At 56.0% G+C, this 14,452-nt stretch carries 13 protein-coding genes; 9 read left to right on the top strand and 4 right to left on the bottom strand.

Annotated elements, in window-relative coordinates:
• Nucleotides 1-134 precede the first annotated feature (134 nt).
• A complete protein-coding gene (locus Q1L34_RS08550) occupies nt 135-1,028 on the bottom strand; it encodes an alpha/beta hydrolase (protein WP_165458758.1) in 894 nt (297 codons plus the stop codon).
• A gap of 290 nt (nt 1,029-1,318) precedes the next feature.
• Here Q1L34_RS08550 and Q1L34_RS08545 point away from each other — a divergent pair, with 290 nt between their 5' ends.
• From Q1L34_RS08545 to Q1L34_RS08530, 4 genes are all read left to right on the top strand, one after another.
• Complete coding sequence (locus Q1L34_RS08545) at nt 1,319-2,023, top strand: IclR family transcriptional regulator (protein ID WP_183114566.1); 705 nt, start codon at nt 1,319-1,321, stop codon at nt 2,021-2,023.
• A gap of 97 nt (nt 2,024-2,120) precedes the next feature.
• On the top strand, nt 2,121-2,516 hold the full coding sequence (locus Q1L34_RS08540) for a GlcG/HbpS family heme-binding protein (protein WP_004864432.1): 396 nt from the start codon (nt 2,121-2,123) through the stop codon (nt 2,514-2,516).
• Complete coding sequence (locus Q1L34_RS08535) at nt 2,513-3,709, top strand: MFS transporter (RefSeq protein WP_004864434.1); 1,197 nt, start codon at nt 2,513-2,515, stop codon at nt 3,707-3,709. Before Q1L34_RS08540 ends, Q1L34_RS08535 begins: the two co-directional genes overlap by 4 nt.
• 155 nt (nt 3,710-3,864) lie before the next feature.
• On the top strand, nt 3,865-5,388 hold the full coding sequence (locus tag Q1L34_RS08530; RefSeq protein ID WP_491546669.1) for an MFS transporter: 1,524 nt from the start codon (nt 3,865-3,867) through the stop codon (nt 5,386-5,388).
• Nucleotides 5,389-5,446: 58 nt separating this feature from the next.
• On the opposite strand, the gene Q1L34_RS08525 is transcribed toward Q1L34_RS08530, so the two are convergent.
• The 3 genes from Q1L34_RS08525 to Q1L34_RS08515 are packed head-to-tail and all read right to left on the bottom strand — an operon-like array spanning nt 5,447 to nt 8,205.
• A complete protein-coding gene (locus tag Q1L34_RS08525) occupies nt 5,447-6,232 on the bottom strand; it encodes an aldo/keto reductase (RefSeq protein ID WP_004864439.1) in 786 nt (261 codons plus the stop codon).
• Complete coding sequence (locus Q1L34_RS08520) at nt 6,229-7,407, bottom strand: glycerate kinase (RefSeq protein WP_004864441.1); 1,179 nt, start codon at nt 7,405-7,407, stop codon at nt 6,229-6,231. Before Q1L34_RS08520 ends, Q1L34_RS08525 begins: the two co-directional genes overlap by 4 nt.
• Before the next feature lie 18 nt (nt 7,408-7,425).
• Nucleotides 7,426-8,205 (bottom strand): 3-ketoacyl-ACP reductase, encoded by a 780-nt coding sequence (locus Q1L34_RS08515; RefSeq protein ID WP_004864443.1) that lies wholly within the window; start codon nt 8,203-8,205, stop codon nt 7,426-7,428.
• Nucleotides 8,206-8,690: 485 nt separating this feature from the next.
• Here Q1L34_RS08515 and Q1L34_RS08510 point away from each other — a divergent pair, with 485 nt between their 5' ends.
• The 5 genes from Q1L34_RS08510 (at nt 8,691) to Q1L34_RS08490 (ending at nt 14,442) form a co-directional block, all read left to right on the top strand.
• Nucleotides 8,691-9,806 (top strand): sugar ABC transporter substrate-binding protein, encoded by a 1,116-nt coding sequence (locus Q1L34_RS08510; RefSeq protein WP_004864444.1) that lies wholly within the window; start codon nt 8,691-8,693, stop codon nt 9,804-9,806.
• Between the two features lie 67 nt (nt 9,807-9,873).
• Nucleotides 9,874-10,839 carry an ABC transporter permease gene (locus Q1L34_RS08505; RefSeq protein ID WP_327204454.1) on the top strand — a complete coding sequence of 322 codons (966 nt, stop codon included), beginning with the start codon at nt 9,874-9,876 and terminating at the stop codon, nt 10,837-10,839.
• 5 nt (nt 10,840-10,844) lie between these two features.
• Nucleotides 10,845-12,350, top strand: coding sequence for a sugar ABC transporter ATP-binding protein (locus Q1L34_RS08500; protein WP_004864448.1), 1,506 nt, complete (start codon nt 10,845-10,847; stop codon nt 12,348-12,350).
• Nucleotides 12,351-12,369: 19 nt separating this feature from the next.
• The gene (locus tag Q1L34_RS08495) at nt 12,370-13,386 is read left to right on the top strand and encodes an ABC transporter permease (RefSeq protein WP_004864451.1); all 1,017 of its coding nucleotides are present in this window, start codon (nt 12,370-12,372) and stop codon (nt 13,384-13,386) included.
• Between the two features lie 12 nt (nt 13,387-13,398).
• Nucleotides 13,399-14,442, top strand: coding sequence for a zinc-dependent alcohol dehydrogenase (locus Q1L34_RS08490; RefSeq protein ID WP_327204453.1), 1,044 nt, complete (start codon nt 13,399-13,401; stop codon nt 14,440-14,442).
• Nucleotides 14,443-14,452 lie beyond the last annotated feature (10 nt).

Below are 14,452 nucleotides of genomic sequence, written 5' to 3'. Positions count from 1 at the left end.
AACAGCCCCTGCCATCGGGAGGAAGATGCCCCCCGATGCGACAGACCGCGCCGGCGGCTCGCTTAAATTATCACCTCGCGCCCTCTCAGTGACAGCGCGTCAGGAGAGATGCCTCGCCGAGCACACCGTTCGGGCTAGCGGTGTTCGCACCGTTGCTCACCGCTCTCGCCAGCCGTAGCGATATGCAGCAAAGCACTCCGGAAGGAGGCATTAAACATCGGCCCGTGCGTCAGCCCCGGATAATGCCAGTAGGTGGCTGCCAGCCCCTCCTCCTTCAGGAGGGAAACCGTGTTACGCACTCTGCTCAGCACACCGGCCGCACCGGCGGCGGCGCTGCTTCCCGACGGGTCGTCGCCCTCCAGTAAATAGAGCTGCTTGTGGCAGGCCTCTTGCTTATTAAGCGATTCCATTCTCGTCAGCAGGGCGAAATTATCTCTGCCCAGAGAGGGGCTGGCCGCATAATAAAAGTGGAAGAAAGAGGAGCTTAACCAGCTGTCCAGTACGAACAGCCCGCCAAAGGAGTGTCCCCAGAGGCCTCGTTTATTGGGGTCGATGTTAATATTTTTTTCTACCGTCGGGGCGATGCGCCCTTCCAGCAGCCGGCGGAACGTCGCGCTGCCGCCGCCCTCGCGCGTATAATGGCCGACGGCAACGGCCCCCTGCTGCACCGCAGGCGTATAGTCGTAGGCTCTGGCGCGGGTGTCGAAAGGCAGCGGCGTCTGGTAGCCAATCGCCACAATCACCGGCGGCGTTTTTTGGGTCAGCTGTTTCAGTAGCTCATCAGACAAGCGGTCCATCAGCGCATTACCGTCCAGCATATACAGGACCGGGTAGCCCGATGGCGGCGGCGATGTGTCAGGTACGCCGGTCCAGACCCGGTAGTGCCTTTTGCCATCCGCAGAGTCAAACTGATGAACGCTGAAGTGATATACCGCAGACCCGCGATCGGCAATATTCGGCCCCAGCGGTTTCATATCCGGTTTCGCCGCGCTTTTTCCGGCGTACAGCAGCGCCATACAGGAGAGCATGCAAGATACCGCGATGCGCTGGACCCTGTTTCGGGACGGATGATCCTTCCCCTGTTGATACTCTCTCTTCACCTGTTTTTCCCGTATCACTCTGACGGATAAGCCTTATTCACGTAGCGCCATGATGATAATGGTTAGCAATATCATTTTCAATTACGCAAAAAAGTGACGGCACAGGAGCGCGCGGCAATCGACACGCCGTATTGTATCACCGGTCTTTTTTATTCATTATTCGCCCCATTATCTGCCCCGCCATTGAGCGTCGGGATCGACAACAGAGAGAAACATCGATGATCGATGAAAGTCGTAAAATTCAGTCCGTAGAACGGGCGATGAATCTCCTTGAGATCATCGCTGAGCAGGGTGGCGATGCCCGATTAGTCGATCTGGCCCGCCGGTCGGCACTGCATAAAAGTACGATATACGGGTTGCTGAATACTTTAGCGTCAATGGGGTATATCACCCGTAACGGCACCCGCTACTCGCTGGGTCTGCGCTTAAGAACCATTGCCCAGACGCTGATTGATGCCGACCAGGAGGTGAAATCCTTTTTCGCCCCGTTGCTGCAATATGCGGCGGAAATCAGCGGCGAGGTGTGTTATCTGGCGGTGCCGTGCGGAACGCGCGAATACCTCTACCTGGATGCCATCGATGCTAACGGCCCGCTGCCGGTATTCAGCGCGCGTGGCCGCAGAGAAGGCATGACCACCTCAGCCATCGGCAAAGTGCTCCTCGCCGATAAAGCGGAAATTATTCGCAGCCTGCGCCGGGCGGACGGGATGTCCGCAGAGCTGGAAAAAGAGCTGCAGGCGATTATCCGTCAGGGCTATGCCGTTGATCTCGAAGAAGCTGAATGCGGATTGCACTGCCTGGCGCTCCCGCTACGTCAACACGGGAAAATTGTTGCCGCGCTGGGTATTTCCGGCCCCTCTCAGCGCCTGAGCGCAGAGCGAATCAACCACCTCGTCACACACTTGATGCGGTGGAAAGTTTGACATTATCAAACAATAAGCGGATATCTCCCTCCCCTGTTTCTTCATCCCGGCCGTTCTGGAATCATCAAAACACCTGTTAACACGAGGAGTTTTGAAAATGAAATTAGAGCAGCTTTCCCGGGATGTTATTTTACGTGCCTCAACCCTGGCCCGTGAGCGAGGTTTTTCGGTTTCAATTTGCGTCGTCGACGATTCAGGCCTGCTGCGTCAGTTCCTGCGTATGGACGGTGCGGTTGCCGGAACCATTGACGTATCGATCAAGAAAGCGCGCACCGCCGCCTTATTTGGCGTCGACAGCATTGACCTTGGCGAACACGCCCAGCCCGGCGGGGCCATCTATAGCCTGGAATACACCAACGGCGGATTAATCAGCTTTGGCGGCGGCGTGGTACTACATGATACGAATGGCGACATACTGGGCGCCGTCGGTGTCGCGGGCGCCACGGTTGAACAGGATCAGTCTATCGCCCAGGCCGCTGCAGGTGAACGATGAGTCAGAAAACGCCAATACATCCGGGGATTTGGGCCCTGGCGGTGACCTCTTTTGCCATTGGCGTAGCTGAGTTCATTGTTGTCGGGGTTCTTCCGGCCATCGCGCAAGATCTCCACGTCTCGTTGGCCGCGGCGGGTAAACTGGTCGGACTCTATGCGCTCGCACTGGCGATTGGCACGCCGCTGGCGGTACTGGGTCTGGCGCGGTTAGCGCGTAAAACGGTGTTGTTGAGCCTGATAACGCTATTCCTGGCCGGCAATATCCTCTCCTCGCTGGCGGACAGCTACCCGCTGCTGCTGGCAGGCCGGGCCATCACCGCGGTGGCGCACGGCAGTTTCTTTGCCATCGGCGCGACCGTGGCCAGCCGCCTCGCGCCACCTGGGCAAGGCGGACGAGCGATTGCCCTGATGTTTTCCGGCCTGACGTTAGCCATGGTGATCGGCGTCCCGCTGGGCAGCCTGATCGGAAATAGCGTCGGGTGGCGGCTACCGTTTTACGCCGTCGCCGGGCTGGCGGTGATAGCGTGGGTCGCCACGGCAATCTGGGTGCCCCGGCTGGCCGTACCTGAGGCCGGTAAAACCGTCACGCAACTCGCGGCGTTACTGCGGCCGGAAATTCTGGCCATGATGGCGATAACCGTCACCGGCTTTGGCGCCAGCTTTGCCGCGTTCACGTTTATTACGCCGATCCTGACCGACATCAGCGGCTTTTCATCGCAGACCGCGAGTTTGCTGCTGATTATTTTTGGCATCGCCACGCTAATCGGGAATCAACTCGGCGGCAAACTGACGGTGACCCGGGGCTGGACATCCGCATTACGCCGGATGCTGTTGCTGCTGGCAGTTACCCTCATTTTACTGGCCGTGGCATTACCCTGGCGCCTGCCTGTGATGGTCCTGTTATTCCTGTGGGGACTGCTGGCGTTCGGGATGTCACCGGCTTTTCAGGCCGGCATGCTGAGCACCGCTGAACGCTGGACGCCAAAAGCCGTCGATTTTGCTTCAGCCTTAAATATTGCGGCGTTTAATTTGGGGATAACCCTCGGTGAAACGCTGGGCAGTGCTGTCGTGGCGAAGGGGCTGATGGCGATGACCCCCTTAGCCGGTGTACTCCTGGTAACGATAGCTCAGCTCCCGCTGTTTTGGTTAAGCAGCCGATTTACCCGGGATGCACGCCGCGCCCATCGGGCGTAGACCGCTGCTTTTTTCACGTTCCCCTGCTGCCGGTAACGGCGTGACTGGTGGTTAATGAAATGTGATCCACGATCAAAAGTAACTAACAAGTTGGTTACTTTTAGATATCAGTGAACTATGGTACTGCGAACTCGTTACTCAGATAACAGGCGTATATCATGGCAAGAAAAATCACGTTAAAACACTATCTCAGCTACGGCTCAGGGGATTTTTTTGGTATGGGAACGACGGCACTCACCGGTGCCTGGCTGCTGTTCTTTTATACCAATTTCTGTCACCTGAGCGCGGTTGAAGCGGCATCCATTTTCGCCATTGCGCGAGTCTTCGATGCCATCGCCAGTCCGTTAATGGGCTATATTACCGATAACTTCGGCCATACTTTTCTGGGGAAAAAGTTTGGTCGCCGCAAATTCTTTATTCTGTCGGGTATCCCCGCCGTCTTTTCCTACTGTTTTATCTGGGTCAGCGATATGGGTTACCTCTATTATCTGTTGACCTACCTTGTCTTCGAACTGGTCTACAGCATGGTTCTGGTGCCGTATGAAACCCTGGTTCCGGAAATGACCGATGACTTCAAAAAGAAAACCCGCTTCTCAGGGGCCAGAATCTCTTTCGCCCAGCTGTCGTACATCATCACGGCCTACCTGCCGGCCCTGTTTTTTAGCTGGTATGGAAAAGATAACCCCCACGCCTTCTTTTATGCCGGGCTGGTGATTGCCATCATCTGCGCCATCGCCCTGACGTTGGTGTATTGCAATACGTGGGAACGAGAGCGCAGCGTTGACCAGCAGGTGCCGCCTGCGGCGTCCGGATCTTTACTCAAGCGTTTTTTCAGCGACGCACTCTCCACCCTGAAAGTGAAGGCCTTCCGCACCCATCTTGGGATGTATCTCGGTGGGTTTATCGCCCAGGATGTATTTAATGCCGTTTTCACCTACTACGTCATCTACGTCCTGTTCCAGACCGCCACCGTCTCCTCCGAATTGCTCGGCATCATGTCCATCATGCAGCTGATCGCCGTACTCTGCATGATCCCACTGTGTATTCATTGGGGCCCCGCCCCGGCCTATCGTCTGGCGGTGGCCTTTTTTGCGCTTGCCTGCCTGACCTACGGTTTTTTATGGCTCGGGGATTTTACCCATCTTGCCGTATTGATGCTGGTCTCGGCGGTAGCGGGCTTCGGTCGCGGCGGTATTAACTATATCCCGTGGAATACCTACACCTATATGGCCGACGTCGACGAAGCGATCACCGGTCTGCGGCGCGAAGGTATTTTCGCCGGCGTCATGACCATGACGCGTAAGGCATCGCAGGCGGTCGCGGTGATGCTCGTCGGCGTTCTGCTGCAGCTGGCGCATTTTAATCCCGGCCAGCCACAGCAACCGGCGTCGGTGCATTACATTATCCTGGCCGTACTCAGTCTCGGCACCACTCTGCTTCTGATTGGCGGTTACCTGGCGTCACGTCGCTTTACGCTGAATATCAAAACGCATGCGGTACTGCGCGAGGAGTGCGACAGAATGCGCCTCGCCGGCGGGCCACTCGCCCCCGCAAGTCCGCAAAACCAGCGTATTCTCGAGGAGATTACCGGTCTGCGTTATCAGGAACTGTGGGGGAACAACTCGGTTTCACGTCTTAGCCGCCAGCCAGACGCTGACACGGTCACAGCGTCAAAATAAACAATAACGGGGAAGGCGATACTCGCCTTCCCCGTCAGACACCGCCGCATAACGCGGCTTACACCATCACAACGCGATAATTGGCACTTTTTAATTCGGCTATCTGCTGCATGTGGATATGGGACAGCGTAAAATCGAGGATCGCGAAGTTCTCAGCCATTCTCTGCGGATCGGAGGACATGGTATTTGACTGCACGCCCGACTGTAAAATCCAGCGCAAAATAATTTGCGCTGGCGTGCGGGCATAATATTCCGCCAGACTCTGAATAAGCCGGTATTTAAGCACTTCCCCCCGGGCTATTGAACAGTATGAGGAGAGCGGGATTTGCGTAGCGACGGCGGCCTGCAATAAGTCGCTTTGATCCAGCAGCGGATGGAACTCCACCTGATTGACAACCAGCGGCGCGGCAATGGCTTCACGTGCCCTTACCATCTGCTGCGGAGAGAAATTACTTAAGCCGATATATTTCGTCAGCCCTTGCCGCTGCGCCTGTTCCAGCAAACGCAACGTGGCGCTGAAATCCTGCTTTGGCGGACTATGCAGCAACAACACATCCACCTGTTCAACATTCAATGCCGCCAGGCTTTGCGCCACCGAAGCCATAAACCGCTCAGCGGAGTAATTCGCCGGCAGCACTTTGGTGGTAATACAAAGTTCGCTGCGAGCGACGGGATGATGACGCAGGACTTGCCCAATCTCCTGTTCATTTTCGTACATCTGCGCGGTATCAATCGCCCGATAGCCCACGTTCAGAGCCTGTTCCAGGGCCGTCATTAATCTCTCTGCGCGCAGTTTATAGGTGCCAAAACCGCGGATAAACTCGGGCTGATAAAGAATATTCATGCTTTTTCCCTCAACGGAGGGCGCTGGCGACAAACCGCCTGGCTCGCAGCCAGATGCCACAACGAGGCAATATTGAACGCCGTCGATTCCAGCAGAGCGGCGGCTTCGCGCAGCGCGCGTTCATAGGAGATAATGCCGGGAACCAGCGAAAATGCCGAACGGAGCCCGAGCGCGTACAGCGCTTCATAACCACTGCCGAGCGACCCGGCCAGCGCAATACTGGGGCAACCGTGGGCATGCGCACGGCTGATCACGCCGGCAGGCCCTTTGCCGCGACTGGTCTGGGCGTCAAGGCGTCCTTCACCGGTAATCACCAGATCGGCCCCGCGCACCTGCTCATCAAAGTTAAGCGTGTTGAGCACAAGATCGATGCCGCTGGAGATATCGGCTCCCAGTATCCCCTGCAGCGTAGCGCCCATTCCGCCGGCCGCACCGCCGCCCTTGAGGCTGGCGATATCCGTTCCGGAGCGGCCCCTGAGAACGCTGGCGACCCGGGCGAGGTTGTTTTCAATTCTCAGCGCCGTGTGCGCGGTCACCCCTTTTTGCGGACCAAAAACGGCCGTAGCGCCCTGCTCGCCGAGCAACGTATTGTTCACATCGCAGGCCAGCTGGAACGTTACCCCGGCTAATCGCGGATCGAGACCGGAGCAATCAATCTCAGCCAGTTGATCAAGTCCTCCGGCGCCCCACGAGACCTCGTCTCCGCCGGCGGTGGTACAGCGACAGCCCAACGCCTGCAGCATGCCAATCCCACCCTCATTGGTGGCGCTGCCGCCCAGACCAATAATGATTTTGTCGACCTCGCGATCCAGCGCCGCGCGAATGAGCTCCCCGACCCCATAACTGGTCGCTATCAGCGGGTCCCTCTCCTGCGGCGCCACCCACTGCAAACCGCAGGCGGCGGCCACTTCAATGACCGCCGTTTTCCCATCCCCCAGCAGGCCAAAAAAGCCGTTCACCGGCCTTCCCATCGGCCCGGTAACCGGGACGAAAATCAGCTGTCCGGCGGTGGCATTAATCAGCGCGTCAACCGTGCCTTCGCCGCCATCGGCGATCGGCAGTTTCACGTATTCCGCATCTGGCAGCGCTCTGCGCAGGCCGCGTTCGATAGCATCAGCCACCGCGCTGGCGGAGAGGCTCTCCTTGAAGGAGTCCGGGGCAATAATTATTTTCATCGCATTTACCTGCTTAAATCAGAAACGGGGAACCAGCATTCCGCCATCGGCGCTAATCACCTGACCGGTTAAATAGGGCATTCCCCCGCTGGCGAGGGTGGTCACGATCGTGCCTATCTGAGCGGGAGTCCCCAGTTCCGGCAACAGCGTTAAGCCTTCATCGACGCGCTGTTGATACATGGCCAGCGAGGGCTGGGTCATTTCGGTGACAATCAGCCCCGGCTGGATATCAAAAACCTGCACTCCGGCCTGCGCCAGTCGCGCGGCAAACAGTTTCGCCACCATCGCCGCCCCGGCTTTCGACACGCAGTACTCTCCGCGATTGATGGAGGCCGCGGAGGCGTTCGAAGAAGAGACCACGATCAGGCTGTAGTGCAGTTCTGGCTGGCAGGTGCGCGCCAGCAGGCGTCTGGCAAAAGCCTGACAGAGGAAGAACGTGGCGCGGGCGTTAACCGCCTGACAGCGATCGTAGCTTTCCGGCGTCACGTCGAGGAGATCGCCGCGGCTGGTCACCGAGACGCCGGCGTTATTCACGAACGTCGTCAACGGTCCTAGCGCATTTTCCGCCCGCGCCAGCATCCTGTCGTGCAGGCTGATATCCGCCACATCCCCGGGGATCGCAACCGCATTCACCCCCCAACCTTCCAGCCGCGCTACGGATGCCTGTAGCGTGGCGGAATCCTGATAATCATTCAGCGCAATATCAAAACCGGCCTGCGCCAGCTTCGCAGCAATCTCAAAACCAATGCCGCGAGCCCCGCCGGTGATAAACGCAACCTGTCGTGTTTTAACCGTCATTTTTTCGTCCCATTGTTGGTTGAGCATACGCCGAAATCATAGCGACGGCCCTCGCCACTTGTAAATAAATAGTTACTTACAAATGTCAAATATGCGATCCAGGTAGATAGCGGAGTTGAGGGCAAGATCGTCAGCAAAATCTTTGTGACTGATCTCCCAAACGCAAGCAAAACACCACCCGCAGAAAAATAACAATAAAAACAATATAAATCATAGCGATAAGAGTAATTCGCTGGCAAAGAACCGTCACACCGGCGCTGACGCATTTGCCAACGGTACATTCATAAATTATCAGTAAAAACAAATAACTAGATAATTCCCAATCAGATGAAAACGCCAGGCAAACTGTCTCTCTCCCCCTTCATTGCCAATTACTTTCCTGGATGATATACCCTCAACTTGTAAGTAATTAGTTATTTACATGTTACGCGTTTTATCACCAGAAACGATCCTCCATGTGAACCGAAAAGACAGGAAATATCGCTATGTCATTTATTAAAAAATTCGTTGAAAAAAGCGTGATTAGCCGACGTGAATTCCTGCTGAAAAGCGCCCTTGGCATCGGCGGCATGGCTGCGCTCCCGCTTATCAGCCCACTGTCGAAAGCCATGGCTGCCGAAGGGGGGAATTTCACTCTGGCCTGGGGCTACCGCGATCCTGATAACTCCTACTGGAACGCGATTGCCGCCGGGGGGCAATCTTATGCGAAGACGCAAAACTCGCCGATGGTGAGTCTGATTAACGGCGGTAATAACGAGAAGGTGCTCTCTGATATCAAAGCCCTGCTCTCGAAAACCGAAGGGAAGCTGGCGATCGGCTGCGATCCGAACGATGCCCCTAACGCCCGGGCGGTGGTGACGGCCTGTCAGCAGCGCGGCGCATTTATTACCACTATCTGGAACAAAACCGACGATCTGCATCCGTGGGATTTTGGCGACAACTACGTCGCCCATATCAGCTGGTCTGATTTCGAACCGGCCCAGCAGTGCGCGCAGCTGCTGTTTGACGCGATGGGCAAAAAGGGCGGGATTGTCGGGCTGGGCGGTATCGCCTCTAACGTCCCGGCGATTGAACGCAAAGCGGGGTTGATGCACAAGCTGAAGGAGAATCCGGATATCAAGCTGCTGGACTGGCAGGATGCGGACTGGAGTACGTCAAAAGCCAACGACATGATGTCAACGATGCTCACCCGCTTCGGGGATGATATCAAAGGTATTTTCTCCTCCAACGACAGCATGACTCTCGGCATTATTGAAGCGCTGCGCGCTGAAGGCCTCGCGGGGCAGATACCCATTGTCTCCTACGACGGTACCCCGGACGCCGTCAAGCTGTGCATCAGCGGTGAAATACTCTGCACCGTGAGCACTGACCCCTACTGGGCCGGCGGCATCGCGCTTTCCCTGGCTCACCATGCGGCTATCGGCAGCTTCAAACCATCCGCCGAACCGCATGAGCATCGCGAATTTTATGGCCCGACGATCATGATAACCAAAGATGACGCGCAGAAATGGTATCAGGAGAATATCGTGAATACGCCGGTGGTCGACTGGAACAATTTCTGGCAGGCGTCGAAAGGCCCCATTCAGTATCGCAAATTATAGTATTCCCCCTTCTGCGAATATTTATTCTCAATGAAGACGTTATACATTCAATGAGTGAAGGTCGAACATGTCATCACATTCAAGCTATAAAGAGTTTTTGCGCAAATGGGCGCCGCTGATGGTGCTGCTGCTCCTGTGCACCATCATCAGCGTGATTTATCCCGGATTTTTATCGGTGCGTAATTTCTCGCGTTTACTGACCGCCAGCGCCGCGCCGTTAATGATCGCGATTGGCGTGACGTTTATCATCATTATGGGTTCGATCGACCTGTCAATTGAAGGCATTATGGCTTTCTGCGGTTCGATGCTGGCCATTATTATGGTGAAGCTGGGCGGCTTTAGCGAACTCGGTTATTTAGCGATCCCCGCAGCGATTCTTATTTCGGCCGCCTGTGGGCTCATTAATGGTCTGATTCACGTCACGCTAAAAATCCCCTCGTTCCTGGTCAGCCTGGGAATTGGTTTCAGCTTAATTGGTGTCACCATGGTGATTACCGGCGGCGAACGCATTCCCCTGCCCGACCGGACATTCCGGCTCCTGCTGACCGAACGCATTTTTGATTTCCCGCTGATGGTCTATCTCGCCGGCGCGGCCCTGCTGTGCGCCTGGTTTATTCAACGCTATACCGCGCTGGGACGTAATTTTTATGCGGTCGGCGGCGGCGAGCACCTGGCCTACGCGTCCGGTCTGTCGGTAAAACGTATTCGCGTGCTCGGCTTTGCGCTGGCCGGGGTCTTTTACGGCCTGGGCGCCGTCTTTGCGGTGGCCCGCCTGGGGTCGGTCGCCAGCAACCTGGGCGATGGTTACACCTTTATCGCCATCACTTCCGTGGTCGTCGGCGGTACCTCCTTAATGGGCGGCAACGGCGGCGTATGGCAAGGCCTGATCGGCGTGCTGATTATCAACGTGATTAACAATGGCATGGTGCTGGTCGGTTTCCCGACCTATATCCAGCAGGGCGTTTTAGGCGCGTTAGTTATTATCTCGGTGGCATTAGTCACTAATCGTAAACGTCTGCAAATAGTGAAGTGACGATTATGCTTGAATTCAAAAATGTTGGTAAATCGTTTCCGGGCGTTCTGGCTTTGCAAAATATTAATCTGCAAATTAATCCCGGAGAAATTGTTGGATTAGTCGGTGAAAACGGCGCCGGAAAATCTACGCTGATGAAAATCATATATGGCGCCTATCAGCACGATAAAGGTGAAGTGCTGATTAATGGCCAGCCGGTGGTATTTCGCTCACCGCGCGATGCCATGATGCAAGGTATCGGGATGGTGTTTCAGGAGCAGTCGCTAATTTCCAATCTGAGCGTAATGGAAAATATTTTCCTCGGCTTTGAACAACCGTTTAAAAAACTTGGGGTGATTAACTGGAAAAAAATGGCGGCGGCCGCCAGAAAGCAGCTGGCGAAAGTCAAACTGGATATCGACCCGAAAACAATCACCTCAGAGCTTTCGTTTACCCAACGTCAGCTGGTAGAGCTGGCGAAGGTTTTAACTCTCGAGGAGAGGAGCAGCGGCCATTTAATTATCCTGCTCGATGAGCCGACCTCGGTGTTACCTGCCCAGGAGATAGAGCTGCTGTTTGCGCTGGTCAGAGAGCTAAAAAGCCGGGCCTCTTTCATTTTTGTTTCGCATCGTCTTGACGAAGTGATGACCCTTTCCGACCGCATCTACGTGATGAAGGACGGGCAGGTCATGGATATGCTCACCCGCGACCGTTTTGATGTGGTGAATATTCAGCGCCAGATGGTCGGTCGGGATATTGATGAACGCTATTATCGCGAGCATCGCAAGCATGGCATTCATAAAGCGACCACCCTCGTAGAGTTAAAAAATATCTCATTACCGGGCCATTATCAGAATGTCTCGCTGTCGCTGCACGCCGGCGAAGTGCTGGCGCTGGTTGGCACCGAAGGGGCAGGTACCGAAGAGATTATCCGCACCATCTTCGGTTTGCTGCAGCCCGAGCAGGGAGAAGTGCTCCTCAACGGTAGAGCGGTACGTAAATTCAGCCCCACGCACAGCATCGCTGAAGGGGTGGGATATATCCCGCGCGAGCGCAAAATCGAGGGTATCGTCGAAGGAATGTCGGTGGTGGAAAACATCACTCTCGCCAACCTGCAGGACTATTCCCGCGCCGGACTGCTGCAGGTGCATCACGAGCGCCAGCTGGCCAATGAGTGGGTTAAAAAGCTGTCGATTAAAACCGCCAGCATTGATACACAGTGCGGCAAGCTCTCCGGCGGCAATCAGCAAAAGGTGGTGCTGTCTAAATGGCGAACCGCCGAGGCGAAAATCATCCTGCTCGACCACCCTACCCGCGGCCTCGATATCGGCGCCAAAGAGGATGTCTACGACTTAGTCCGCGACTTCACCGATGAACAATGCGGCGTCATTTTGATCGCCGATTCTCTGGAGGAGGCCATCGGTCTCGCCCATACCATCGCTATTTTTAAGGACGGCCAGCTGAGATATCAGTTCACCGGCTGTGAAGAAAAGCGTCCGGAGCAATATGAATTATTGCAGCACTTCGTCTAGGTTATTAAGGCAAATCTCCATGAAAATCACCCGTTCTGATTTATTAGCAGTGCCGACAAAAAATAATACCGGCAGCCCGACCCGGCCGCCGTTAACCGGGCGTGAAAAAATCACCCGTTATTTACCCATTCTGACCCTGGTGGTATTAGTCGCCCTCGTCAGCCTCTATAACCCGGATTTTCTTAAACCCGACAATATATTCCAGCTCCTGCAGGATGCGTCGACGCTGTTTATTATGGCGATTGGCATGACTTTTGTGATTTATATCGGCGGCATAGATTTATCCGCCCAGTCGATTGCCAGTATGTCAACGGTGGTGCTGGTCATTCTGTTGTCGCAAACCGGCGTGCTGGCGATTCCGCTCACCCTGGCGGTCGGCGCGCTGTTCGGCGCGATCTCCGGCTGGGTGCATACCCGCTTCAAAATATCGTCATTCATAACCACGCTCGCCGTCGGCGGAATTGCCTATGCCAGCGGACAGGTCATTTCCGGACAACGCGCGTTTTATATTCCAGGGGATATTCGCAGCCAGACGGTTGGCTGGATGACCTCCACTGTCTTTACGCTGCCGATGGAAATCATTATCGCGGCGGTACTGCTGCTGCTGGCCCTGCTGATGGAAAGACGCACCGCGCTGGGACGCCACATGAAGGCGATTGGCGCCGGCGAGTCCGCGGCGCTCGCCAGCGGCGTGAAGGTTATCAAGGTGAAGATTATCACCTTCGCCATTGCCGGCGCGTTCTCCGCCGCCGCCGGGGTGCTGCTGGCGACGCGTCTTTCCGGCGCATCGCCGACCATGGCCGACCAGTTCCTGCTACCGGCCATCGTTGCGGTGCTGCTGGGCGGCACGCCGCTGACCGGGGGCGTGGGCGGCGTATTGAGCACGCTTATCGGCACCCTCATCGTGGCCGTTATTCGTACCAGTATGACTTACCTGAACGTCGAAGCGCAGGCGCAGCAGATCTTCTTCGGCGTGCTGATGATTGCGGCGATCGCGATGACCATCGATCGCGCCAAAATTTCCACCGTTAAATAACCGGAGCAGGCGATGATCCCCAAATTAATGAAGGCCGCGGTGCTGACGGCACCTAAAACGTTCGAAATACGCCAGGTTGCGGTCCCCGCCTACGGCGACGACGAGGTACTGATTCGCGTCACCCGCTGTTCAATCTGCGGAACCGATATTCATATCTATAATGGCCATTACTCCCAGGATAAGCTGCCGTTAATTCCCGGCCACGAGTTCAGCGGGGAAATTGTTGCCATTGGTCGCCAGGTCTCGACTCTGACGCCGGGCCAGCGGGTGGTCGCCGATATCAATATCGGCTGCGGCCACTGTTATTATTGTCGGCGCGACGAACTGCTGAACTGCCCGGAGATCCGCCAGCTCGGCATTCACACCCACGGCGCGTTTGCGCAGTATGTGGCGATTCCAGCCCGTCTGGTGATCCCGATCGGCGATGAGATTGCGGATAGCGTTGCCTGCCTGACCGAACCCTTCTCTTGCGTGGTGCGCGCCAGTAAAAAAATCGGCCTCAGCGTGGCAGAGTCCGTGGTGGTGATTGGCGCGGGCCCGGTGGGCAACATGCATATTCAGATGGCGCGTTTGCTGGGCGCCGCGCCGATTATTGCCGTGGAGCTGAATCCGCAGCGGGCCGAGCTCGCCAGACAGTGCGGTGCGGATAGCGTCATCACCGACCCCGAACGCGCGCTGGAGCAGATCAAGGCGCTTACGGAGGGACGCGGCGCCGACGTGGTCATCGAAAGCGTCGGCCATCCGGAATTGTATCAACAGGCGCTAACGTTTATGCGCCCAGGCGGACGGCTGCTGGCCTTCGGTTTAACCGATGCGGAAACCGAGATAGCCATTAAACCGCTGGAGATAATTTTAAAGGAGCAAAGGATTCAGGGCAGCGTGGCCGGGATGGGGGAAGATATGCACCAGGCGCTGCATCTGCTGAGCCATCAACGTTTTATTACCGCCCCGTTCCGCGAGTCCGTTCACCCGCTGGAGGATATTCAGCAGGTTTTCTCCACCCTGCTCGCTCATCCGCAGCACCTGAAAATTCAGCTACGTATTGCCGAGGAGTAAGATTTTCGCC

Origin of the sequence: Klebsiella ornithinolytica, assembly GCF_030505655.1 — a bacterium.
Taxonomy (GTDB): domain Bacteria; phylum Pseudomonadota; class Gammaproteobacteria; order Enterobacterales; family Enterobacteriaceae; genus Klebsiella; species Klebsiella ornithinolytica.
The sequence above is the reverse complement of the archived record's forward strand: the minus strand, read 5'-3'. Positions and strand labels throughout refer to the sequence as shown.